Source organism: Pseudomonas boreofloridensis, assembly GCF_030580795.1.
In the GTDB taxonomy this organism is placed as follows: domain Bacteria; phylum Pseudomonadota; class Gammaproteobacteria; order Pseudomonadales; family Pseudomonadaceae; genus Aquipseudomonas; species Aquipseudomonas boreofloridensis.
Genome location: NZ_JAUQOQ010000009.1, coordinates 142,584 through 166,804, shown reverse-complemented (window position 1 = coordinate 166,804; position 24,221 = coordinate 142,584). Strand labels below are relative to the sequence as shown.

The 24,221-nt window shown below is 63.8% G+C and carries 17 protein-coding genes, 1 other RNA gene and 2 pseudogenes; 2 read left to right on the top strand and 18 right to left on the bottom strand.

The genetic code is table 11. The annotated features are described in order from the left end of the window. The first annotated feature begins 67 nt into the window (after positions 1-67). Positions 68-826 carry a substrate-binding periplasmic protein gene (locus Q6A47_RS13375; RefSeq protein ID WP_304484524.1) on the top strand — a complete coding sequence of 253 codons (759 nt, stop codon included), beginning with the start codon at positions 68-70 and terminating at the stop codon, positions 824-826. Here Q6A47_RS13375 and Q6A47_RS13370 read toward each other — a convergent pair. The 4 genes from Q6A47_RS13370 to Q6A47_RS13355 form a co-directional block, all read right to left on the bottom strand. After that, positions 820-2,760 (bottom strand): hypothetical protein, encoded by a 1,941-nt coding sequence (locus Q6A47_RS13370; protein ID WP_304484523.1) that lies wholly within the window; start codon positions 2,758-2,760, stop codon positions 820-822. The two genes, Q6A47_RS13375 and Q6A47_RS13370, sit on opposite strands and share 7 nt — an antisense overlap. Before the next feature lie 9 nt (positions 2,761-2,769). Beyond that, on the bottom strand, positions 2,770-3,195 hold the full coding sequence (locus Q6A47_RS13365) for a hypothetical protein (protein ID WP_304484522.1): 426 nt from the start codon (positions 3,193-3,195) through the stop codon (positions 2,770-2,772). A gap of 86 nt (positions 3,196-3,281) precedes the next feature. Beyond that, the gene (locus Q6A47_RS13360) at positions 3,282-3,902 is read right to left on the bottom strand and encodes a hypothetical protein (protein WP_029614617.1); all 621 of its coding nucleotides are present in this window, start codon (positions 3,900-3,902) and stop codon (positions 3,282-3,284) included. Between the two features lies 1 nt (position 3,903). Further along, the gene (locus Q6A47_RS13355) at positions 3,904-4,950 is read right to left on the bottom strand and encodes an N-acetylmuramidase family protein (RefSeq protein ID WP_304484521.1); all 1,047 of its coding nucleotides are present in this window, start codon (positions 4,948-4,950) and stop codon (positions 3,904-3,906) included. Positions 4,951-5,548: 598 nt separating this feature from the next. Between Q6A47_RS13355 and Q6A47_RS13350 the strand changes: the two are divergent. Continuing rightward, positions 5,549-5,776: pseudogene (locus tag Q6A47_RS13350) on the top strand (transposase); the annotation flags it as partial. Here the strand turns inward: Q6A47_RS13350 and Q6A47_RS13345 are convergent. From Q6A47_RS13345 to smc, 14 genes and pseudogenes are all read right to left on the bottom strand, one after another. Further along, positions 5,766-6,398: a peroxidase-related enzyme gene (locus Q6A47_RS13345; protein WP_039576438.1), complete on the bottom strand. Its 633-nt coding sequence runs from the start codon at positions 6,396-6,398 to the stop codon at positions 5,766-5,768. The pseudogene Q6A47_RS13350 and the gene Q6A47_RS13345 sit on opposite strands and share 11 nt — an antisense overlap. Next, positions 6,395-6,922 (bottom strand): CMD domain-containing protein, encoded by a 528-nt coding sequence (locus Q6A47_RS13340; RefSeq protein ID WP_039576436.1) that lies wholly within the window; start codon positions 6,920-6,922, stop codon positions 6,395-6,397. Before Q6A47_RS13340 ends, Q6A47_RS13345 begins: the two co-directional genes overlap by 4 nt. Before the next feature lie 64 nt (positions 6,923-6,986). Continuing rightward, positions 6,987-8,552 (bottom strand): ABC transporter substrate-binding protein, encoded by a 1,566-nt coding sequence (locus Q6A47_RS13335; RefSeq protein WP_039576434.1) that lies wholly within the window; start codon positions 8,550-8,552, stop codon positions 6,987-6,989. A gap of 54 nt (positions 8,553-8,606) precedes the next feature. Then, entirely contained in the window at positions 8,607-9,608 is a 1,002-nt protein-coding gene (locus tag Q6A47_RS13330; RefSeq protein WP_039576432.1) for an ABC transporter ATP-binding protein, read from the bottom strand. After that, on the bottom strand, positions 9,598-10,605 hold the full coding sequence (locus tag Q6A47_RS13325) for an ABC transporter ATP-binding protein (protein WP_039576430.1): 1,008 nt from the start codon (positions 10,603-10,605) through the stop codon (positions 9,598-9,600). The genes Q6A47_RS13330 and Q6A47_RS13325 overlap by 11 nt, the downstream gene beginning before the upstream one ends. Next, positions 10,602-11,504 carry an ABC transporter permease gene (locus tag Q6A47_RS13320; RefSeq protein ID WP_039576428.1) on the bottom strand — a complete coding sequence of 301 codons (903 nt, stop codon included), beginning with the start codon at positions 11,502-11,504 and terminating at the stop codon, positions 10,602-10,604. The genes Q6A47_RS13325 and Q6A47_RS13320 overlap by 4 nt, the downstream gene beginning before the upstream one ends. After that, a complete protein-coding gene (locus Q6A47_RS13315; RefSeq protein ID WP_304484520.1) occupies positions 11,504-12,475 on the bottom strand; it encodes an ABC transporter permease in 972 nt (323 codons plus the stop codon). The genes Q6A47_RS13320 and Q6A47_RS13315 overlap by 1 nt, the downstream gene beginning before the upstream one ends. Beyond that, on the bottom strand, positions 12,472-13,932 hold the full coding sequence (locus Q6A47_RS13310; RefSeq protein WP_304484519.1) for an NAD(P)-binding domain-containing protein: 1,461 nt from the start codon (positions 13,930-13,932) through the stop codon (positions 12,472-12,474). The genes Q6A47_RS13315 and Q6A47_RS13310 overlap by 4 nt, the downstream gene beginning before the upstream one ends. 192 nt (positions 13,933-14,124) lie before the next feature. Then, the gene (locus tag Q6A47_RS13305; protein ID WP_039576423.1) at positions 14,125-15,075 is read right to left on the bottom strand and encodes a LysR family transcriptional regulator; all 951 of its coding nucleotides are present in this window, start codon (positions 15,073-15,075) and stop codon (positions 14,125-14,127) included. Between the two features lie 121 nt (positions 15,076-15,196). After that, positions 15,197-16,134, bottom strand: a pseudogene (locus Q6A47_RS13300) (NtaA/DmoA family FMN-dependent monooxygenase); the annotation flags it as partial. A gap of 812 nt (positions 16,135-16,946) precedes the next feature. After that, positions 16,947-17,043, bottom strand: an RNA gene (ffs, locus tag Q6A47_RS13295) — signal recognition particle sRNA small type. A 145-nt stretch (positions 17,044-17,188) separates the two neighbouring features. Next, on the bottom strand, positions 17,189-19,519 hold the full coding sequence (ligA, locus tag Q6A47_RS13290) for an NAD-dependent DNA ligase LigA (protein ID WP_304484518.1): 2,331 nt from the start codon (positions 19,517-19,519) through the stop codon (positions 17,189-17,191). Between the two features lie 115 nt (positions 19,520-19,634). Next, positions 19,635-20,519: a cell division protein ZipA gene (gene zipA, locus Q6A47_RS13285; protein ID WP_029615240.1), complete on the bottom strand. Its 885-nt coding sequence runs from the start codon at positions 20,517-20,519 to the stop codon at positions 19,635-19,637. A gap of 204 nt (positions 20,520-20,723) precedes the next feature. Next, positions 20,724-24,218, bottom strand: coding sequence for a chromosome segregation protein SMC (gene smc / locus Q6A47_RS13280; protein ID WP_304484517.1), 3,495 nt, complete (start codon positions 24,216-24,218; stop codon positions 20,724-20,726). Positions 24,219-24,221 lie beyond the last annotated feature (3 nt).

Below are 24,221 nucleotides of genomic sequence, written 5' to 3'. Positions count from 1 at the left end.
ATTGCACCCTGCGCCGCATGCCTGCGGTACACGCCGCTGAAATCGTGAATGAACCTGGAGGGTAGACGTGCGCCGATTTCTCGCCATCCTGTCCGTGTGCAGCGCCAGCGCGCTGGCCGAGCCGTCGGTGATGCGCTTTTCCATCGCCGAAAGCTGGAGCATGCCCTTGATCCGCCTGGAGGATCAGGTGCCGGTCCAGGGCATTCTCTTCGACCTGATGAAGGCGGTGGCCCGCGAAGCCGAGATCACCCCGCAGTACCATGTGCTGGCGCGCCTGCGCCTGGAACAGGCGATGCTCGACGGCGACATCGATGTGCGCTGCTACGTGGCCAGCGACTGGCTCAATGAGCGCCCGGGCAATTTCATCTGGAGCGTGCCCTTGATCCGCCAGCGCGACCTGCTGGTGGGGCGTGCCGGCGAAAGCCTGCCCGGTGGGCTGGCGCAGTTGCCGGCTCAAGCCATCGGCACCGTGCTCGGCTACACCTACCCTGCCCTCCAGCCGTTGTTCGCCCAGCACCTGCTACAGCGCGAAGACAGCCGCAACCAGGACCTGGCCCTGCAAAAACTGCAGGCCGGCCGCTACCGCTACGCGGTGAGCAACCAGTTGTCACTGCAGTGGTTCAATCGTCAGCAAACGGCCGAGCAGCGTCTGCGTCCGTTGTTGCTGCTCGAGGAACAGGACCTGGGCTGCATGGTGCGCAACGATCCGAACATCCCGGCCCAGCGCGTGCTGCGCGCCATGGTCCGGCTCAAGCAGTCCGGCGAAGTGGAGCGTATCGTCCAGCGCTACACCCAGGCCGCGGAACTGCAGAGTGCCGATCAATAGCCATGCGTCTGCCGGAACGTGCGACCTTTGTGATAGGCCACCCACTCTTCCACGTCATAGGGCAGATAGAGGTGGCGGCGCGCCCGTGACAGGGCGATGTACACCGCGCACAGGCGGGTGTCGAAGGCGTAGGCGTCCTGGAACGGGCTGAGCGCCATCAGTTCCTGGGTCAGCAGCACGCGGTCGAACTCCTGACCGCCGGCCTCCTGCGCCGGCATCAGCAGCAGGCTGCCGGGGTCCTGACTGAAGCGCGTGGCCAGGGCGTTGAGATCGGCGATGCGAAAACCGGCCTGCAAGCGCGCCTCGACCCACAGGAACGACTCGTCATAGCGATGCTCGTCCTGCACCTGCCGCCAGTTCAACGCATGGGCGAACGCCGGGTGAGTCTGCTCGCCCTCGCTGCCTGCGCCATACAGGTCGGCGCGGAACAACTGCACGGCGCTGTGCATGAAGCGCTTCATCGCCGGGTTGTCGGCGAAACCGACCTGGCACTGGTTGTCGGCCAATTGCAGGGCCCACTTCATCGAGTCCCACAGCGAAGCGGTCAGCACCACGCAACCGGGCGGCGGCACGAAGTCCAGCGGATAGTACTCGATGCCCACCTCGACGCTGCCGGCGCCCTCGAACGCCAGCTTGGACTTGTTCGAGTGCATGCCGATCAGCGGATTGATCAACTTCTCGACTTTTTGCCCGCAGCGCACCGAGAAGGCAATGTCGCGCTGGCGCACCTGGCGACCGCGGCGCAGCCCTGGGCCGTCGGCACGCTGGTACTCGTCGCCCAGGGTGATCAGCACCTGACGACCGCGCTCGATGATCTGCAGCAGCGGGCCGGGCATGTCCTGGCTTTCGTCGACGATCACATGGCTGTAGCGGCTCGGCGCGCTGTGGCCGGACAGGCTGGCGCGCTTGAGCAGCAGCAGCGTGGCGAAACCGGTCTGGCGGTCCCAGGCGGGATGATCCTGCACGTAAAGCCACAGGCGACTGGCGTACTCGAGCAGCACCTGGGCGTCGGCGCGGCTCAACGCCTGGGCGAAGTGCGGCAGGTGCTGGGCGCTGAGGCTGTGCTCGCGCGATTCGCAGTAGCGCTTGAGCACTTCCAGCGCGATATCCAGGGTCTTCTCGCCGTCGTACTGACGAAAGCCCATGATCGCCAGGCGTTCGGCGACCGCACGCTTGCTCGGCAACCGCGCTGGCGAGCGCGGCGCATAGCCGCCGGGGCCGCTGATCAGGGCCTGGGCGAACTCGGCGAAAGTCTTGCCGGCGCGCGAGCCGCCGCCAATGCGCCGGCGCAGGGCGTCGAGCTTGTTCGGTGTGCGCGCCAGGGCCAGCACCCGGCCTTTGGGCAGGCAGTCGATCAGCCCGCCGAGCAGGTAGCTCTTGCCGATGCCGGCATAGCCCTGCACGTGCAGGTCCTCGTCGGGATTGGCACGCAGCACGCGCAGCAGCTTGTCCTGCTCGGTGGTGAGCCAGCGCTCCTTGTTGAAGCCGGTGATGGCCTGCTGGCTGAACGGGTTGTGGGCCTGGTGGCGCTGCGCACAAAAGCGCGTGTCCCAGGTGCCGTCGGGCAGCAGGTAAGCGCGCTCGGCCACCTCCTCGGCGTCCATCAGGTGTACGCGCGAGCCCTTGAGCCGCTCCAGGCCGAAATACAGCTTGTGGGCGTCGAACAGGCGCTGCGCCTCGGACGTCAGGGTCACCCCTGCCGAATGCGGACCATGGACCGACCAGCGCAACAGCTTGACCAGCACCCGCTCGGCCGCGGTCGGATCGAGCACCTGCTCGCGCACCTGCGCCAGGTTCTGGATCACCAGCAGCGCAGCCAGCTCCGGGTCGCTCAGACCGTCCAGGGCACTGGCGTCGTCGAGCAAGGCCTGGCACACCTCCAGACTGACCGGCAAAAAGGCGGCGGTGGCGAAATCGTAATGTTCAGGTTGCATGCGCGCAGGTCATTCAGCGAAATCGGGGTGGGGTGTGGCTTGGAGTTCATAGGCATAAGTGCCCAACGAGCCAGACATGCCGCCCGGATACCGGCGAAGGCTGTCAGCCGACGCGGCCGCCTGGGCAGCCAACGCACCGTCGAGCTCATGCAGCGCCAGTTCCAGCAGCTTGCGCAAGTCGGCTGCGCTGCGCGCCGAGACGCTCAGGCGCAACGCCAGGTCCGGCGCCGGTTCAGCCTCTTCCGGGGTTTCAGGCTGGGTAGCCAGCGGCGTGGCCTCGCCGAGAATACGCGCGTGCTCGTCTTCCATCTGATCGAGCAGCGTCGACAGTTCGAGGGTGCGCTCGGGATGGCTGGCCATCTCATCCTTGATCTGCAGACGGCGGGCTTGCCAGTCACGAATGCGCTGGCGGGTCAGATCGTCAACCTGATCCATGCTGATGACCTCTCTCAGGAATGGGTGGGCTGCGAGAGGCGCATCATAAGCCTGTTCGGCGATAAAAGCAGGTGCCGCGACACACCTCAAGGCTTGGGCGGCACCAGACGGCTGTACTGCTCCTGGCTGATCCAGCCGCTGAACGAGCGGTCGTTGTCGTTGATGAACTCGACCTTGGCCCAACCGTCCTTGAACGCCAGCACACCGACCACATCGTCCTTGACGATGTAGGGGCGCTTGCTGGTGCTGCCGCGCGCCTGCTTGCGCAGATAAGCCTTGTCGGCGCTGATCTTGAGCAGGCCGATCCAGGGCTTTTCAGCGTAACGGCTCAGGTCCAGCCCGGTGGCGATCTGCGGCATCATCACACTGGCGCAACCCGAGTGTTCCCGGCCCTTCTCGATGGTGAGGGTAACCCCGTCGGCGGTGGCCTTCAGGCTGCCGGGGAAGCTGTCGTACTCCCAGGTGTTCAGCGGCACGGCGCCGTCGCCGTTGATCGGCCCTTTGAGGTAGAACGAACAGGTGCGGGTGACGCCTTGACCGAGGGTTTCGGAATAGTAGCCCTCGACCTGGTGGTCGGGGGTGACCGCCAGCATCAGCGCGTCGTATTGACCGGCCTTGATCTGGGCAGCGCTGGCCTGCACGGCGCAGGACAGTCCCAGCAGCAGCGCCGCACCGGTGTGCAGCGCGCGGGAAAACAGGTGGTTCATGTCATTTCTTCCCTTCGAGTGCTTCGTAGGCTTTCTTGATACGCACGTCGTAGTCGCCATAATCCGAGCCGTTGTAACTGGTGGCCATGCCGACATAATCCTTGTTCTTGGCGGCCTTGATGAAGGCTGGGCGTTTTGCACAGAAGCCGAGGAAGCCATCGAGTTGCTTGCCGGCGTTGAGCTTCATGGCCGCGACGAATTCGAACACATTGGCATGACCGCAATCGGCGAAGTTGAACCCCATCATCTGGAACATGCCCCAGGAGGCCGACTGCAAGGCGGCATCCTGATCCAGCCCGAAGGCTGTGGCCATGGTTTCCCAGGCCTTGGTCTGGTCCTTGTTGTTGGTCTGCCACTGCGGTCCGGCCTTTCTCACATACTTGTACGACAGCAGCGGGTGGGTCTGGTCGTACTTGTGCTTGGTCAGCCGTTGAAAGATATGGCCTTCGAACGCGATCACCGGCAACCGGGCCGGACCGAAGCCTGATCGACCACCGGATTCCACGGTGGCGAAGGCCTTGATCAGGTTGGCCGAAATCCCGTTACCCAATTGCTTGGCGGCGTTCTGGAAGTCGGTGTCGCTGAGGCTGGTATTACCGTCGCAGGTGACCTGCAGCACCATCTCCCGATTGCGCCGCTCGGCCTCGATCATCGCCCGTACCCGGTCCAGGTAATGATTGACCGTGCCCTGCACCTGGGCATTGCCGTTGTTGGCGAAGGCATTGACGAAGGTGGGCAGGCGCAGCGCCGGGCTGAGCTTGACCGGCACCCGCACGGCCTGTTCGATGAGGCTGTTGAAGGTACGCCCCCGGGGGTCCACCACCCCATCGGGGTGCGCGTACTTGAGTTGGCGGAACTGGTATTGGCTGATGCGCTGCACCAACTGGTTATCGCAGCGGCCATTTTCCGGCAGCGGAAAACCCAGCTGCGTGCCGATCAGGTTGAAGAGGTATTGAATGCACTGGACATCGGCTGGCAAGTTGCGCGCCTTGCCGGGCGTACCCACCGACGCGCTGATGAGACTGGGGAGGCCTTGCAAGCTTTTCATGGGATTGCGTCCTTGCCGAGTGGGTGAAGTGATAGCACTTCAATGTCAGTTTCGCGCCGAATTTACACGTTGAAACATATGGCTCGGGAAACTAGCAAGGGCGTTTTGAGTTGTCCAGTTGCGGCAGTTGGAGTTGGGAGGGGGTGCACGAAATCGCATGCGGCGGATGGCATGGGGGTGCGGGGCGCTGAGGAGGTGGTGAGGGATTTTGCTGCTACAGAAAGGTGGCGGCCCCACCAGCCACACCCCGGCACTCGATGTTCCCGCTGTGGCTGCTCCCTTCCGGGCCTGACCAGATCGCAGCGAACATGCTCGCGAATCCGTTTATCAATGCAACGATTATGGATCAACGATTTCAGGCAGATGGAGTGATTCGTCACTGAGCTGCCTAGACACGCAGCACGGTCGCTCAAAGCTTGGGGCGTGACCAGAATTGTTCCACTCAATTGGTCCACTCTGGTGTTCACTCACGATCGTGTCCCGAGAAGTGGTGTAACTGAACCAGCCGAAGGCGCCCTGTGGGCGAAAGAGAGTGGTCATCGTGGTTCTTGGCTAACGTTGAGTTTGCGAAGACCTAACACTCACCAGGGAAACCACGATGACCAAGCCCACTATCGCACTGACCGAGTTGGCTGAGGAAGGGTCAGACGCTGATCTGCTCAAGCAAATGATCCAGTTCGTTGCCCAGCGCATGATGGAATTCGATGTCGAAAGTCTGTGCGGCGCCGGCTTCGACGTTAAAAGCGCTGACTGGATAAATAGCCGCAACGGCTACCGTGATCGCCTCTGGCAAACCCGCGCTGGCGATGTCGATCTCAAAATCCCTTAACTGCGTCAGGGCAGCTATTTTCCCGGCTTTCTTGAGCCCCCGGAAAAACCGGCTCACCTAAATTCAGCATCAGTCGGTTGGCCCACGCGAAAATAGAAATCGAATGAATGAGATCCAGCACCTGCCCGTCATCCAGCCCCTGAGCTCGAAGCGACTCGATATGGCTCGCGTTTAGCGAAGCAGGCTCGAGCGTCAGCACGATTGAGAACTGGACAATAGCCTGCTCACGTTCACTCACTCCAGCGGTAGCCGGGTCAGCGAAAATCTGTGCAACGACATCGTTTCGCTTAGCGAGTTGCTCAAAACGCTGGGCATGCACCGATGCACAATAGATACATTCGTTCAGCCGCGACACCACGGTGCTTGCCAACTCGCGCTCAGCCCGCGGCAAGCCGCCCGGCGCATACATGATGGCGTTGAACGCTAGCGAGCGCTGACGCAGTATGGCCGGATGGTGGGCCAGGGTCAGGTAGTAGTCCGAGGTTTTTGCCTGTGGGTGGCTCTCTTCCAGCACAGTCACTTGTTCCGGCGTGGCGCTGGCCAGCTCGACAGTTGGCAGCCAAGCCTTCCAGCTTAGTACCTCGTTGGTAAAGCCATTGCTGCGTATCGTCTCGCTCATGCTGCGTCTCCTGTGGCGAACAATGCCCCCAGGCCGGCCGCAAGGCGCACCTGGTAGGACAAATAAGCGATCAGCTGTGCCAGCACTACAACTTCCTCGGTACCCAATCCTGCCTGCTGCAAAGCCCGCAGTGCGGTCTGGTCGCCATGCCTGGGCGACTGGATTAGGGTGCGGGTGAAAGTAAGGATGGCGCCCAAGCGCACATTCTCGAGCGCATCAAGGTTGCCTGAGTGGAGGCTGGCCAGCACTGCGCTGTCCAGGCCCTCGGCTTGCAGATGCTCAAGATAGTGAGCGGCCAGTGCGGCCTGCGGCGTGAGGTAGGCGGCGTAGTACGCCACCCACAAACGCTCGTAAAGCGACAGCTTATGGCCCTCGGCGGCAAAAAACAGTGCGTGGCTGGCCTGGGTCGCCGAGACGACCTTGTCACGGGCATGACGCAGAGCATGCTCGGCAGTGCCGGGCTGCAGTTGCAGGAGGCTGTCGAGCATGTCGACGGCGACGGGGGTTGGGACGTTCGAAGTCATGGCAGGGTTCCTGCTGGGTTGGCAGCGTTGCCCGCGGCTGCGCGATTCGGGCAACGCCTGGGGTTCAAGGTTGTTCGGTGACCATGATCGCGGCAGTGCGGTCGCTGACCAGCGGTTCGACCTTCAGGCCTTTGCGCGCAGCCCAGATGTTCTGGTAGTGGAACAACGGGATGATGCCCACGTCGTCGCTAACTACCTTTACCGCGCCTTCGAGGATCTGGCGCCTGCGCGTGTCGTCGAACTCCGCGGTGGAGTCGAGCAGCGCCTTGTCCACCAGCGGGTTGCTATAGCGGCCCCAGTTGGAGGCGCCCTGCCCTTTGGCGCTGTCCACGGTGGTGAGGATGTTGGTTAGCGCATAGGCCGCCTCGCCGGTACCGTTGCCCCAGGCGATCACGCTCACGGCCAGTTCGTTCTTGTTGGCCTTGCCGGCATATACCGCCCATGGCAGCACTTCAAGCTGCACCTTCACACCAACCCGCGACCAGAACTGCGCCACCGCCTGCATCGCTTCTGGCGCTTGCGGGTAGCGGTCGCCCGGCACGTGCACGGTGAGCTGGAAACCTTCGGGGAAACCAGCCTGGGCCAGCAGCGCCTTTGCTTGCTGCGGATCGTAAGGGATGTTCTTGACCTCGGGGTTGTAGCCGAAGGTATTGGCCGGCATCCATTGGTTGGCCTCGGTGACCGTGCCTTGCATGATGCGCTGGTCGATGGCCTGGCGGTTGATCGCCAGCGATAGCGCCTGGCGCACCCGTACATCGCGCAGCGGGTTCTGCGCCAACGACTTGCCGCTGTTGTCGCGGATGAATTCGTTGGGCCCCTCGCGGAAGCTTGGCTGGATGATCAGCGCGCGCAGTCCCTGGTAGGCGAACACATTGAAGCCCGGCGTCTTGCGCAGCCGCTCGACATCGGTGGGCGAAACCTTGTCGATCACATCGACGTCGCCCGCCAGCAAGGCCGCGGTGCGGTTGGCGGCGTTGGCGATGAAGCGAAAATCGACCTTGTCCCAGGTGGGTTTGGCGCCCCAGTAGCTGGCGTTGCGTTCGAAGATTGTGCGGTCGCCCGGCACGTACGAGACGAAGCGGTAAGGCCCGGTGCCGATGGTTGCCTTGCCGCTGTTGTAGTCGGCGCTGCTGGCGTTGGCACCGGCATGGCGGCTGACGATGTAGATCGAGTCGACGTCCGGCAGCAGGTTGGCATTCGGAATGCGGGTCTTGATGATCACCGTGTGCTCACCCTTGGCCTGCACCGCGGCCACGGTGCGCGTGGCGCCGGCGTAGGACGCCACGCTGCCTGGCACGTTGCGCGCACGCTCGAACGAGAACACGAAGTCGTCGGCGGTCAGCGGCGTGCCGTCCTGCCACTTGACGTCATCACGCAGGGTGAACTCCCAGGTGGTGGGGTCGACGACTTTCCAGCTTTTGGCCAGACCCGGCAGGGTCTTGTCGTCGTGGCGGTTGACCAGCGACTCGAAGGCGTGAAGCGCCACCGAGCGGTCACCGGCGTAGTTGTTCAGTTGTGGGTCGAGGGATGAAACAGGGTCGGCATAGCCGATGCGCAGGTCCTGCGCCGAGACACTACCGGCCGCCAGAATCAGCGCCGAGGCGAGCAGCGAGCGAACACGTGGTTGCATGGGGTTTCCCTTGTAGGCGTTGGCAAAGGCATGGCGGGCGCGCGGTGCGCCCGCTCACGCCGGGGCGTTGAGGTGACACGCGCTCAGGTGGTTCGGCGAAACCTCCCTGAGCACTGGAACGTCCTCGCGGCAGCGCGCCGTGGCGTGCGGGCAGCGGGGGTGGAAATGACACCCGGCGGGCGGGTTCAGCGGGCTGGGGATTTCCCCTTGGATCGCGTCATATCGGGTATTGCGCATATCGAAGCGTGGCACCTGCGCCAGCAGGGCCTGGGTGTAGGGGTGGTTGGGCCGTGCGTACAGCTCCTCGGTGGTGGCACTTTCCACCACCCGGCCCAGATACATCACCACCACACGGTCGCACAGGTGCTCGACCACGCCGAGGTCGTGGCTGATGAACAGGTAGGTCAGGCCCAGTTCGTCGCGCAGGTCCATGAACAAGTTGAGGATCTGCGCCTGGATTGACACGTCCAACGCCGCCACCGACTCGTCGCACACCAGCAGGTCCGGCTGCACCGCCAGCGCCCGGGCAATGCCGATGCGCTGGCGCTGGCCGCCGCTGAAGGCGTGCGGGTAGCGCTGGCGCAACTGCGGGCTGAGCCCGGCGCGCTGCAACTGGGCGCTGACGTAGTCGTCGAAACCGCGCCGGTCGGTGAGCCCATGCAGCAAAGCGCCCTCGCCGATGATGCGGTCCACGCGCAGGCGCGGGTTGAGGCTGGAGGACGGGTCCTGGAACACCATCTGCACTTTCAGGCGCTGGGCCACGCTGAGTGTGTCCAGGGGCTGGCCATTCATCGCCGCCCTGCCCGAAGACAGCGGCAACAAGCCGGCGACCATGCGCCCGAGGGTCGACTTGCCACAGCCCGACTCGCCCACTAGGCCCACCACTTCGCCGCGCGCGATGCGCAGGTCGACGCGGTCCACGGCGTGGGTCACAGGTTTGGCGCGTGCCAGGTGCAGGCGTTGCAGCAGGCGCCGGGCGCCGTGCTCGGCGGGTGCCTTGCCGAAGGTCTTGCTGGCCTGCTCAAGCTGGATCAGCGGTGGGTGTTCATTGCGCATCGGCAGCTCCTGGGTAAAAACAACGCACCCACTGCCCGCCTGCGCCCTGGCGCAGCACCGGCATTTGCGCGCACTGCGCGCTGGCCCGTGTGCAGCGTGGGGCGAAGGCGCAACCGCCAGGCATCGACTGTAGATCCGGGGCCATGCCGGGGATCTGGCGCAAGCGCTGGCCGCGCCGGTTGCGGCTCGGCAGGCTGTCGATCAGGCCTTGGGTGTAGGGGTGTTGCGGGCGGTCCAGCACATCGGCCACCGCGCCCTGCTCGACGATCTGCCCGGCATACATCACCGCCACATCGTCGGCCAGGCCCGCCACCACCGATAGGTCGTGGGTCACCCAGATCAACGCGGTGCCTTGCTCGCGCACCAGCTTCTGTACCTCGCTGAGGATCTGCGCCTGGATGGTCACATCCAGCGCGGTAGTGGGCTCGTCGGCGATGATCAGGTCGGGGCCGTGCAGCAGCGCGATGGCAATCGCCACGCGCTGGCGCATGCCGCCGGAGAGCTGGTGCGGGTAGGCACGCAGGCGCTCTTCGGGGCTCGGGATGCCCATCAGCGCCAGGGTCTGGCTGGCGAGCGCGCGGGCTTCGCACTTGCTCACCGGCTGGTGGGCGCGCACCGCTTCGATCATCTGGGTGTCGACCCGCAGCACCGGGTTGAGGGTCATCATCGGGTCCTGGAAGATCATCGCGATGCGGTTGCCCTGCAGCGCGCGCAGTTGCGCGGGCGCCAGGCCCACCAGGTCGCGGCCCTTGAACAACACCTGGCCTGCGCTGATGCGCCCTGGTGCGTCGAGCAGGCCAAGGATCGAGAAGCCCGTGACCGACTTGCCCGAACCGGACTCGCCCACCAGCCCGAGAATGCGCCCGGGCTGCACCTGCAGCGACACCCCGCGCACTGCCGGCAGCGAACCTGCGCGGGTGTCGAACACGGTGTGCAGGTCGCGCACCTCGAGGATCGGTTCAAGGGTCGCCGGCAGCGACGTTTCAGGCAGGCTCATCGCTGTAACCTCGGGTTGAGCACATCACGCAGGCGGTCGCCCACCAGGTTGATGGCGACGATGGTGATCAGCAGCGCCAGGCCCGGGAATAGGCTGATCCAGTATTCGTTGCTGAGCATGTACTGGAAGCCGTTGGCAATCAGCAGCCCCAACGAAGGTTCGGTCACAGGCACGCCAAGTCCGAGGAACGACAAGGTGGCTTCCAAGGTGATGGCACGGGCGATCTGCAATGCGCCGATGACGATCAAAGGCGGCAGGCAGTTGGGCAGCACATGGCCGATGACGATGCGCCACGGACTAATGCCCTGCCCGCGCGCGGCATCGACGTACTCGCGACGGCTTTCGCTCAAGGCCTGGCCGCGTGCGGTGCGGGCGTAGTAGGCCCACTCCAGCAGTACCAGGGTGAGCATCACGTTGCCCACGCCCTTGCCCAGCCAGGCAAGGATCATCAACGCCATGAGAATCGCCGGGAACGACAGCAGCAAGTCGACCAGGCGCATCAGCAAGGCGTCCACCCAGCCACCGGCATAGGCCGACACCAGGCCCACCAGGGTGCCGAGCACGGCGGCAATCAACGCCGAGCCGATGCCCACCCACAGGCTGATGCGCAGCCCGTAGAGAATCGCCGAGACCAAGTCGCGGCCCTGGCCGTCGGTGCCCAGCCAGTAGTGGTAGCCGCTGTCGAGGTTGGCGCTGCCCGGCGCCAGTCGCGCATCGAGCACGTTCAGCTGCATCAGGTCGTAGGGGTTCTGCACCACGATCCACGGTGCCAGCAACGCCAGCAGCACGATGGCCAGCAACACCACCAGGCCAACCATGGCGGCTGGCGCACCGACGAAGTCTTGCACCACCCGCCGCCACGGCGAGCGCGCCTGCACGGTATCGAGCACGGCCGTCATCATCCCGCCTCCACACGTACGCGCGGGTCGAGCAGGTAGTACAGCCCGTCCACGATCAGGTTGAGCACCACGAAAATCACTACCACCACCATCAGGTAGGCCACCACCACCGGGCGATCCAGGGTATTGATGCTGTCCAGGATCAACTTGCCGGCGCCGGGCCAGGAAAAGATGCTTTCGGTCACCACCGCGTAGGCGATGGTCGAGCCCAGCTCCATGGCCAGCACCGTCACCACCGGGATCAGGGTGTTGCGCATCACGTGCATGCACATCACCCGCAGCGGCGACAGGCCCTTGGCCCGGGCGAACCTGACGAACTCTTGGGGCAGCACCTCGCGCACCCCGGCGCGGGTCAGGCGCAGCACCAGCGAGATCTTGAACAGCGCCAGGTTGAAGGCCGGCAGCAACAGGTGCTGCAGGCCGTCCGAGGTCAGCCACGACCACTGCACGCCGAGCAGCTCGGCGGTGGCGCCGCGGCCGCTGGCCGGGAGCCAGCCCAGGGTGATGGAGAACAGCATGATCATCATCAGCGCCACCCAGAACGCCGGCAGCGAGAAGCCGACGATGCTGCCGGCCATCATCAGCCGCGACAGCCAGTGCTCGGGGTAGCAGCCGGCGAACATGCCCAGCGGCACGCCGATCAACACCGCCAGCAGCAATGCGCTGAATGCCAGCTCGAAGGTGGCCGGCAGGCGCTGCAGGATCAGGCGCATGGCGTCTTCATGGTAAACGAAGCTTTGCCCCAGATTGCCGTGCAGCGCACCTTTGAGAAAGATCAGGTACTGCTCCCACAGGGGTTTGTCCAGGCCTAGGTGGGCGATGGCCTGCAGGCGCTCGGCCTGGTTGAGGTCCTCGCCCACCAGGATGTCCATGGGGTTGCCGATGGCGTTCAAGCCGACGAACACCACCAGGGTCATCAGCAGGATCACCAGCAGCGACTGGCTCAGCCGGCGCAGGGCCCAGCCGATCATGCTTGCCGCTCGGCGGCGGAGGGCTCGCCGGCGACCCACTCATCACCCAGCAGCTCGGGCTCGGCGTAGTTGCGCATGGCCTCGAAATGCTGCTCGATGTCGTCGTTGAACAGCCGCCCGATCAGGGCATGGGCAAGCCGCTTGGCGCCCTCGCTGATGGCCGGGATGTCCCCGGACACCGCGCCGTAGCTCAGTGCTGCCGGGTAGCTGAAGCAATGGATCTGGCCAATGCCCGGGCAGGCGCCCAGGGTTTTCTCCTGGAATTCGAAGCTGCTGCCAAGGTCGGGCAGCTCGGCAAGCTCGGCGTCCTCTTCGCCGGCCGGCGCCTGGTAGCGGTCACCCCATACGCGAATTTGCGGGGCGAACGCGGCGAACTCCGGGCGCAGGCTGAAGTCGGTGCGAAAACCTGTGGCGAACACCAGAAAATCGGCGTCAAGGCGGGCCTGCGGGGTATTCACCCACAGGCCGCCGGCGGGGTTGACGGCTACCGACAGCACCGGGCTTTGCAGCAGAAAACGTGCATTGGGCGAGGCCGAAACGCGCAGTGTGCTGCCCCGTGGCGGCGGCACCTGCTGGGTGTTGAGGTAGTTGCGGATACGCCATTTCCAGGCGTCCGGCAGGCGCCAGTAGCCATGGGTCATGCCGGGGTTGCCGGCGCCCTTGCCCTTGTTGATGCGCGGCAGGTCCGCCCGACGAATCAGCAAGTCGACCTGCAGCGCACCGGCCTCCAGGGCGGTGGCCGCGCTGTCCATGGCCGAGGCGCCGCCGCCGATCACCACCACGCGCTTGCCTTCGAACCAGGCATCCTGCAGGCCATCGGCCGAATGCGCCCACAACTCGGGCGCCAGGCCGCGGGCGAATTCCGGCACCCAGGGCCCGCCCAGGCCGTCGCGTCCGGTGGCCAGCACCACGTGCCGGGCGCGCAGATGCTGGGTGCGGCCGTTGCTTTGCACCTCAAGTGCCACCAGCCCGTCGGCGCGCGGCGTGACGCGGCTGACGCGGTGCTGGTTGCGCACCTCGAGCCCCAGCACCTTGCGGTACCAGCGCAGGTATTCTGCCCATTGCAGGCGCGGGATCTTGTCCAGAGCCGCCCAGCCCTCGGCGCCGAACTGCGCCTGGTACCAGGCGCGGAAGGTCAGCGCCGGCAGGCCCAGCGCGGGGCCGGTCAGTTGCTTGGGCGAGCGCAGCGTCTGCATCCGCGCGGTGGTGGCCCACGGCCCTTCGAAACCTGCCGGCGCCTGGTCGAGGATAACCGCCGCCACGCCCTGGTGGCGCAACTCTGCGGCCAGCGCCAGGCCGGCCATGCCGCCGCCGATGATCGCCACCTCCAGCACCGCTTCACCGTCGCTGACACGGGGCTTGACCCAGGGGCTGGCGGGCAGGTCTAGCCAGGCCAGATCCTCGCGCAGGCGGGTTTCCAGGGCAGCAAGGCCTGCGGGGGCGTTCACTTCGGACATGGGGCTTCGTACTCGGGTGACGGTCGGGAAAGGGCCGGATCCTGATTCAGATCACGTCGTTGAGCACCCAAAAGGCGAAAAATGTGAATTCATTAAGCCATTGAATGCGAAAACAGAATAGTAAGAGGCACTTTTTATTCTCGCAATGCTCAAAAAAGCATACTTAAATAACTTTTTTGAATTTAGGAGGAGTTATTCAGCGTAAATACTTTGCAGCAGCGCGTCATGTGCGCTGGCCTCGTGCAGGGCCATCTCAGGCAGCAGCCGCCTAGCCGTCTGCGCCACCTCATCGACCAGCGCGCGTGCCACATCCGATAAAGGACTGGCAAAAGCCGAGATCAAGCCGAAGAAAAACGGAATATTGCAGGCAATAGGCCGCACCACCACCCCCTCCACCGGCACGCCATGCGCGGTGAACGGATCGACCAGAGCGATACCCAGCCCTGCCCTGGCCATCTGCATTGCGACCAGAGATGTATTGCTGTCGAGCATGTGCGGCGTGCCATAACCGGCATCGGCGAAAGCCTTGTCGATACGCCGACGAAAACGGTACGGGTTCGCCATGGTCACTAGGGTCTGGCCCGCCAGCAATTCCATTGACAGTCGAGCTTGGCTGGCCAACGGCGAGTCAACCGGTAACACCGCCACACAAGGGGCCTCGCCGATCCAATGGATGTCCAAGCCACGGTGCTCCAGCGGCAGGCTTACCGCACCCAAGTCCATGGTTTTGGACAGAACTGCCTGCACCACGTTTTCAGGCGACATGCTTTGCAACTGGATCTGCCGTGGGCGCAGGGACTCGGGCAGTCGGGCAAGTGCCGCCGGAAGCAACCCCGAGGCCAGCGCCGAGATCGCCACCAGTTTGATCTGGCGATTTTCCTCGGCGGCGATCTGCAGTGCGTGCTGCCGTATATTACGGATTCCCAGCAGCGCGCTCTCCACCTCGCCGTACATCATGAACGCCTTTTGGGTCGGGGTGACTTTTGGCCCGCTGCGCTCGAACAGGGCAAAGCCCAGCTCCAGTTCCAACTCCTGAATGGCCCGAGTGACCGAAGGCTGTGAGCGCCCAAGCATTTTCCCAGCAGCGGTGACACTACCGGCAGACATGACAGCGGCAAAAGCTTCGAGTTGACGCAGATCCATACGCAAGCCTTACACATTTGAGGTTGAAGAGAGCGAGAACGCCCCCGAACAGAGCCACAAATTCTACCTGCAAAACCGAAGCCATCGGCACGCAAAACGGCTCAGTGAAACAGGCCTGAATAACCTCAGCATGCCCTTGAATGCGGTCAGCCACCTGCGCAGGCGTGCCGACCAGGATCAGGTCCGTGCCACGCGTGACGCTGGCAAAGCGCCGCCTGACATCTCCTGCAGTTAATGGCTTGCCGCTGCCATCGGGGCGCACCATGTACGAGATGAATATCAGTTCAGCCTGCTTGGCTGCGAACTCGCGCCCTCGACCCGACCAGCCAGCCTGGATCAGCAACGGCGTGCGCTGTGGCGACGGCGCAGTCAGATGGGGGCCAGCCACACGATAACGCTCACCCATGTGATTGATCGGTTTCACACGATGACCTTGCGCATATACCTAGCGGGCTTTGTTTGCAACTACGGCGTCGTCCACCCAACTGCCCTCCCAGAGCTTATAGACCACGTCCATGAATTCCTCGGCGAGTTCGTACCGATCGCCATGCTTGATCATCTGCTCCAGTCCAAAGTTGCGCGCTGCACTCGATAGATAAGAGGTGACGATATTCCAGCCGATTCGCCCATTGGTCATGTGATCAAGGGTACTGAACCGTCGGGCATGGCTGAACGGCTGTTCGTAAGTCGTGGAAACAGTCGCGCCGAATGCGAGGTGCTGGGTGATGGCAGCCAGACCCGGAATGATCATCAGTGGGTCGTTGGCAGGCGCTTCGACCGCCCATTTCACTGTGCCTCGGCGTTGCCGCCAAACACCTCGTAGAAGCCCAATACATCGGCAAAAAACAGCATGTCGAGATTGGCCTGGTCGGCGATACACGCCTGGTTCGCCCAACATGCGAATGGGTTGGCGGCCAGGCGTTCATCGGCCGGGTGAGTCCACAAACTCGGTGCTCCCCCGCAGCCGACACTGGCTTGCTCATAGAGAGCGAACAATAGGGGTTTAGGCTCTGCCTGAAAAATACCGTCGCATACACCGCATGAGGCCAGCGAGACCATTGCGGCATAACTTTTTGCGAGCTTGTCGAAGCGCGTGACGATTCGGCGCAAGCGAGCTTAATCAGCGAAGCCAACCTAATTGCCTGTATTGCAATCACCCGCAACTCGTAAGACAGCTTCGGGCAGTTGCTACGCGGTCTTGTGGTACCAACCGCGCCACTGAGAAAAAAATTCTATATCCACGATGTGCAAGCAGTCCTTCCGGTCGGAGAACTTAAAGATCGCCTGAAGGACGCTCTCACCTCAGAGTGGTTTGGATACACACACGCCTCCATGAACATGATCAAGCATCATCAACTTGTCGTTCACAATGCGTCGATTTCTTTCATAGATGAAAACAGGGGCGGCAGGGTCGAGGGCTTTAGGCACCAGGAGAAAGATTACCCAACGTGCTGGGTCCGAGAGGCACTGGAAGGAACGGTGGAGCTTCAGAACTCGCTGCGTGCGTGCGGTGTACTGCTCAATCGCCTCTATCTTGAGGAAAGCCCCGCTGAACCTGCTGAATCGAGTAGTACGACCTAAACAGAAGAAACCAAGTAACTCGTTTAATTGAAAGGGTTTTCTAGATAGGGCGAAGAGGTTAGGATTCGAAAATTGCCGAGCGCCAAGACCACAATAGGCTTTCGCATCCACCACTCAGCCACAGCAACCAGTCAATGGCGATTCAACCTAAACGGCTTTAATGGTGAGAGGTTAATGATCAATGTAAGATCACCAGCACAGTGCACCACACAGGTGTACCTAAACGCTGTCATGCTTAGAGATCTTGCGAAGAAAGCCCCTAGAATTAAGGACTTATAGAAAGGTGGCGGCCCCACCAGCCACACCCCGGCACTCGATGTTCCCGCTGTGGCTGCTCCCTTCCGGGCCTGACCAGGTTAACGGGTAATCAATGCGGGGGGACCGGTGGGGCCACCATAACGCAGCTCATCAGGTGACGAGCCGCGCCATTGTACCGTTACGTGAGGAAGTTACAACCGTTGCGGGTGAAAAAACCCATCATTTCTCAATGACTTGTCGATTCGAGTACGGACCGCACGGGCGTGCAGCCCCCTCACACCGCGATGCCCTGCTCCGCCAGGAAGGCCACGAAGGCATCCTCGTCCAGCACCTTGACCCCCAGCTCGCTGGCCTTGGCCAGCTTCGAACCGGCGCCGGGGCCGGCGACCACACAATGGGTCTTGCCGGACACCGACCCGGCCACCTTGGCGCCGAGGCTTTCCAGCTTCTCCTTGGCGATGTCGCGGCTCATGCGCTCCAGCGTGCCGGTGAGTACCCAGGTCTGGCCGGCCAGGGGCAGGCCGTCGGCGGTCTTCTTCTCGCTGTGCCAGTGCATGCCGAAGTCCTTGAGCTGTGCCTCGATGGCGCGGGCGAGCTGCTGGTTGGCCTCGACCTTGAAGAACTCACGCACGGCGTCGGCCTGCTTGGTAGTGAGCGCCTGGCGCAGGTCGATACCGTCGGCGGCGATGATCTTGTCGAGGGTGCCGAGCTTGTCCACCAGCTTCTCGGCGCCGGTCGGGCCGACCGAGGGGATGTCGAGCTTGGCGATCATGCCGGCCAGCGTGGTACTGGCGGCGAACTCGGCCGCCAGCTCGCCCTGGTCCTGCAACTGCATGCCGCTGGCGAGCAACTGCTCGATGACGTCACGGTTGTGCGCGTCCTCGAAGAAGTTGTGAATCTCGTGGGCGACTTCCAGACCGATGTCCGGCAGATAGGTCAGCACCTGCGGCAACGCCACCTTCACCCGCTCCAGACTGCCCAGCGAACGGGCCAGCACCTTGGCGGTTTCCTCGCCCACATCGGGAATGCCCAGCGCGAAGATGAAACGCGCGAGGGTCGGGCGCTTGCTCGCCTCGATGGCCTCGACCAGCTTGCGGCTGGACACTTCGGCGAAGCCTTCGAGCTCGACGACTTGCTCGGGCTTGAGCGCGTACAGGTCCGCCGGCGAGCGAATCAGGCCCTCATCGACCAGTTGCTCGACGCTTTTCTCGCCAAGACCGTCGATGTCCATCGCGCGGCGCGACACGTAGTGAATGATCGCCTGCTTGAGCTGGGCGCCACAGGCCAGCCGCCCGACACAGCGGTACACCGCGCCTTCGCTGGTGGTTTCGCGGCCTTTGCTGCGCTTGACCAACTGCGTGCGCTCCACCTGCGAACCGCACACCGGGCAGGCGCTGGGCACCTCCACCGCACGGGCGTCGTCGGGACGGCGGTCGAGCACCACTTGCATGACCTGGGGGATCACGTCGCCGGCGCGACGGATGATGACCGTGTCGCCGATGCGCAGGCCCAGGCGGGCGATTTCATCCATGTTGTGCAGGGTCGCGTTGGACACGGTAACGCCTGCGACCTTGACTGGTTTGAGCCGCGCGACCGGCGTCACCGCGCCGGTACGACCGACCTGGAACTCGACGTCCAGCACCTCGGTGAGCTCTTCCATGGCGGGGAACTTGTGGGCGATGGCCCAACGCGGTTCGCGGGCGCGAAAGCCCAGCTCCTGCTGGGCAGCCAGGCTGTTGACCTTGAACACCACGCCATCGATCTCGTAAGCCAGGCTGTTACGTCGTGCGCCGATGTCCTGGTAATAGGCCAGGCACTGCTCGATGCCTTCGGCATGCTTGAGCTCGGGACTGATGGGCAGCCCCCAGACCTTGAGCTGTTCGAGCGTGGCGATGTGGCTGTCAGCGACGCGGGCCGAGGTCTGTCCCACGCCATAGCAGCAGAATTCCAGCGGCCGACTGGCGGTGATCTTCGAGTCGAGCTGGCGCAGGCTGCCGGCCGCGGCGTTGCGCGGATTGGCGAAGGTCTTGCCACCGACCTCGGCCTGAGCGGCGTTCAGGCGCTCGAAACCGGCCTTGCTCATGTACACCTCGCCGCGGACTTCCAGCACCTCAGGCCAGCCCTTGCCGTGCAGTTTGAGCGGTACGTTGCGGATGGTGCGCACGTTGGTGCTGATGTCCTCGCCGGTGGTGCCGTCGCCACGGGTGGCGCCCTGTACCAACTGGCCGTTGCGGTACAAAAGGCTCACCGCCAGGCCATCGAGCTTGGGTTCGCAGCTGTAATCGACCGCCTCACGCTGGTCGAGGCCCTCGACCACACGCCGACCGAACTCGCGCAGGTCGGCCTCCTCGAAGGCGTTACCCAGGCTGAGCATGGGGATCTCGTGGCGGACCTGGCTGAACGCGGCCAACGCCGCGCCGCCGACCCGTTGGGTGGGCGAGTCCGGCGTGACCAAGTGCGGGTGCTCGGCCTCCAGGGCCTTGAGCTCGTTGAACAGCCGGTCGTATTCGGCGTCAGGCACGCTGGGCTCGTCGAGCACGTAATACCGGTAGTTGTGCTGGTCGAGCTCGGCGCGCAGTGCGTGGATTCGGTTTTCGGCGTTCATGGGTCAGGTCTCTGGAAAAGCAAAAGAGCAGCCTGGGTCATGTGGGGGTCTGGGAGACGTGGTGTCTCCCGAACCGATCCGCAATCCCCATGGGCTGCTCTTGAGTCTGGGTGTTTCAGCGTTTCTGGGTCAGCGCGCGGCGCTCGAACTCGACGATGCGCTGACGGTAGTGCTCGATGGTCTGCGCCGTCAGCACGCTGCGTTGATCGTCCTTGAGCTCGCCGTCCAGTTCGTGGGCCAGCTTGCGCGCGGCAGCGACCATTACGTCGAACGCCTGCTTCGGATGGCGTGGGCCTGGCAGACCGAGGAAGAAGCTCACCGCACGGGTGCTGAAATGGTCGATGTCGTCCAGATCGAAAATGCCCGGCTTGACCGCGTTGGCCATGGAGAACAGCACTTCGCCGTGACCGGCCATGCTTTCGTGGCGGTGGAAGATGTCCATTTCGCCGAAGCGCAAGCCGCTTTCGAGGATGTTCTGCAGCAACGCAGGACCCTTGAAACCGCCTTCGTCGCGGGAAATGACGCTGATCACCAGCACTTCCTCGACCGGTGGCAGCTCCTTGGCCGCGTTGTTGCTGGTGGCGAATCCGCTGTTGCGACTGGTATCGGCGCTGTAGTGGTCGCCCTCGTCGGCGAACAGGTCGGGTTCGCGCGGCTCGGCGGAGAGCTTCAGGTCGGCGGCAGGCGCGTCGCTGGCGGCGCGCTTGCCACGCTTGGCGGCCTTGGCCGGCTTGGCTTCACGTTCGCGCTCACGGGACGGCGCGCTCATCGACGGCAGGTCGGTCTCGTCCAGTTCAGGTTCTTTGTGCGTATCCAGGACGCGCGCAGGGCCCAGCACCTCGGCGCTGCCCTCGTCGTCCGCGACGTTGGAATAGCTGCGATCCAGACGGAACTTCAACTTGCCCTTGCCGCCGCGCATGCGGCGCCAGCCGTCGAAAAGAATACCGGCGATGACAATGATGCCGATGAGGATCAGCCACTCGCGCAGACCGATTTCCATGTAATCCCGTGCCTCTATAGAAATATGCTTGAAAACAAAGGCTTGAAAGCCCTTTAACACGTGGCGCCAACTCTATGTTCTGACAGGCGTTTTACCCACGCGCAAAACGAGTGACGTTAAGCTAGCACGACCACCGGCAACTTTACACCGTCTGTCGCACCTGTAAGGCGCATTTCCCTACGAATACCGGCCAATCTTCGCGCATTACGCGTCAACCATGGCCATTGCCTCCTCCACATCAACTGCAACAAGACGTGAACAACCAGGCTCATGCATGGTGACCCCCATCAGTTGATCGGCCATCTCCATGGCGATCTTGTTATGCGTAATGTAGATGAACTGCACCGTCTCGCTCATTTCCTTGACCAAGCGGGCGTAGCGTCCCACGTTGGCATCGTCCAGCGGCGCATCGACTTCGTCGAGCATGCAGAACGGTGCCGGATTGAGCTTGAAGATGGCAAACACCAGCGCCAGGGCGGTCAGTGCTTTCTCGCCGCCGGACAGCAAATGGATGGTGCTGTTCTTCTTGCCCGGGGGACGCGCCATGATCGTCACCCCTGTATCGAGTAAATCTTCGCCCGTCAGTTCCAGATAAGCGCTGCCACCACCGAAAACTTTTGGAAAAAGTGCCTGTAATCCGTCATTTATCTGATCAAAGGTCTCTTTGAAGCGGCTGCGGGTTTCCTTGTCGATCTTGCGAATCACCGTCTCCAGCGTGTCCAGCGCCTCGACCAGGTCGGCGTTCTGCGCATCGAGGTAACGCTTGCGCTCGGACTGCTGCTCGTATTCTTCGATGGCCGCCAGGTTGATCGCCCCCAAGCGCTGGATACGCGCCTCGGTCTGCTCCAGTTCTTGTTCGGTGCCCTGCTCGCTGGCCTCGGGCTCCAAGGTGGCGAGCACCCCGTTCAGGTCGTAGCCGTCGGCGAGCAACTGTTCCTGCAAGGTCTTGCGGCGCACGTCCAGGCCTTGCGACTCCAGACGCGACTGTTCCAGTTGCCCGCGCAGCAACTGCGCCTGCTGCTCGGCCTGGGTTCGACGCTTCTCGACCTCGCGCAGTTCCCGGTCGGCTTCGTCCATGTGCAGGCGGGCCTGGCGCATCTCTTCATCGACGCCCATGCGCCGCTCGAGCAACTCTTCCAGTTTCAGGTGCAGCTCTTCCAGCGGTGCCTCGCCCTCCTCCAGGTTCAGGCTCAATTGTTCCTGACGCTCATGCAGGCGCGCCGCCTGCTGCTCCAGACGCTCAAGGGCCTGGCGGGTGGAGTCGTGCTGGGCGCGCAGCGAGCCCAGGCGCACGGCCAGCTGATGGGCATGGTCCTTGTGCTGCCGGGCTTCCTGGCGCACGCGATCGAGACCTTCGCGCAAGGTGTCGCGCCGGGCCAGCAACTGCTCGCGCTGTTCGGTGTCCTGGGCCATGAGGTCCAGTGCGTCCTGCAGCACCAGCCGCGCCTCACCCAACTGTTCGAGCTCCAGCGCACGCTGCTCCTGAAGTTCGGCCAGTTCTTCCTGCAAACGACGGCGGCGCAGCTCCAACTGCTCGGCGCGTGCCCGGCCCGCCGAGAGGCGCGCCTTGGCCTCGCCGAGCCCACGGCTTTCATCCTGGCTGCGACGGCGCAACTGCTCGCGCTGCTCTTCCTGGCTGCGCTGGCGCTCGCGCAGCGCTTGCAGTTGCGCCTCCAGCTCAGCGAGCGCGTCCTGCAACGCCTGCTGTTCCTGACCGAGCCGCTCGATTTCCTGACCACGTGCCAGTACTCCGCCGGCGGCATCGCCGCCGCGACTGACCCGCAGAAAATGCCGACCGACCCAGTAGCCGTCGCGGCTGATCAGGCTCTGGCCGTCACCGAGGGTCGCGCGAAGCGCCAGGGCCTGCTCGAGCGTTTCGACCGGGATGATCTGGCCGAGCCAGGGCGTCAGGTCGCCGCGGCCCTCGACCTTGTCCAGCAAGCTTCCGGGCACAGCCTGCGCACGACCGCCCTGGCCAGCAACCAGCAAGCGCAGGTCACCCTGCTCCAGGGCAGCGAAATCCAGCTCGGCCAAATCGTCCACCAACACCGCCTGCAAATCGGCGCCCAAGACGGTTTCCACCGCCAGCTCCCAGCCCGGCTGCACCCGCAGACCTTCGGCCAACCGCGGCCGCTCGCCCAGCCCCTGGCGCTGCAACCACTCGCCCGCCCCAGCGCCTGGCTCCAGCGCCGCTTGCTGCAAGGCCTCCAGCGACGCCAGCCGACCGCCCAGGCGCTGCAACTCGCCCTGGCGTTGCTGCTGATCCTGGCTCAGGTGCTGCAAGGTTTCGCGCTGCGCCTCCAGGCTTTCGACCACCTGCAGCTCCTGCGCTTGCAGCTCCTCGAGCAGTCGCTCGCCGTCAGCCACCTGCTCGGCCACTTCGAGCAACGCGGCATCCTGTGGATCGGCGCCGAGCTGTTCGCCCTCTTCGCTGAGTTTGCGCTGACGTTCGGCCAGCCGCTCGAGGCTGCCTTCCAACTGTTGCAGCTTCGACTGCTGCACCTCGGCCTGGCGCCGAGGCTCGGCGGAACGGGTGTTGAAATCGTCCCACTGGGCCTGCCAGCCGTGCATGCCGAGCTCGGCTTCCTCGAGCGTGGCCGCCGATTCCTCGGCCGCCGCCAGGGTCATCTCCTGCTCGGGTTCGAGCATGGCCAACTCTTCGCCGAGGGTAGCCAGCAAGGTGCGGTCGTGGCCCAGGTGCGACTCGGTTTCCAGGCGCGTACGCTCGGCTTCCTTGAGATCATCCTGCAACTGGCGCAGGCGCTGCTGACCATGCTGGATGCTCTGCTCGACGCGGGCGATATCGCCGGCCACCGAGTAGAAACGCCCCTGCACCTGGTTGAAGCGCTCGGAGAGTTCATGGTGACCGTCGCGCAGGCGCTCGATGCTGGCATCGGCGTTGCGCTGCTCGGCCACTAGCGCCTCGAAAGCCACTTCCTGGTCGCCGATGAGGCTTTCGCGCTGGCGCACGCGTTCATCCAGCGCCCGCCAGCGCAAGGCCGACAGACGCGCCTTGAGCTGGCGTTCCTGGGCTTTGTATTCACGGTATTTCTCGGCCGCCTGGGCCTGGCGGTGCAGGCGTTCGAGCTGCCGTTCGAGCTCTTCGCGCAAGTCGGTCAGGCGCGCCAGGTTTTCCTGGGTACGGCGGATGCGGTTCTCGGTTTCGCGGCGACGCTCCTTGTACTTGGAGATGCCCGCCGCCTCTTCGATGAAGTTGCGCAGTTCCTCGGGCTTGGCCTCGATCAGCTTGGAAATCATGCCCTGCTCGATGATCGAGTAGCTGCGCGGACCCAGGCCGGTGCCGAGGAAGATGTCGGTGATGTCGCGGCGTCGGCACTTGGTGCCGTTGAGGTAGTAGGTGTTCTGCGCGTCGCGGGTGACCTTGCGGCGAATGGAAATCTCGGCGTAGGCGGCGTACTCGCCCACCAGGGTGCTGTCGCTGTTGTCGAACACCAGCTCGATGCTGGCCTGGCTGACCGGCTTGCGGCCGGAGGAGCCATTGAAGATGACGTCGGTCATCGATTCGCCGCGCAGGTTCTTCGCCGAACTCTCGCCCATCACCCAGCGCACCGCATCGATGATATTGGACTTGCCGCAGCCGTTAGGCCCGACCACCGCCGCCATGTTGCTGGGGAAGTTGACGGTGGTGGGGTCGACGAAGGACTTGAAGCCGGCCAGGCGGATGCACTTCAGGCGCATCGG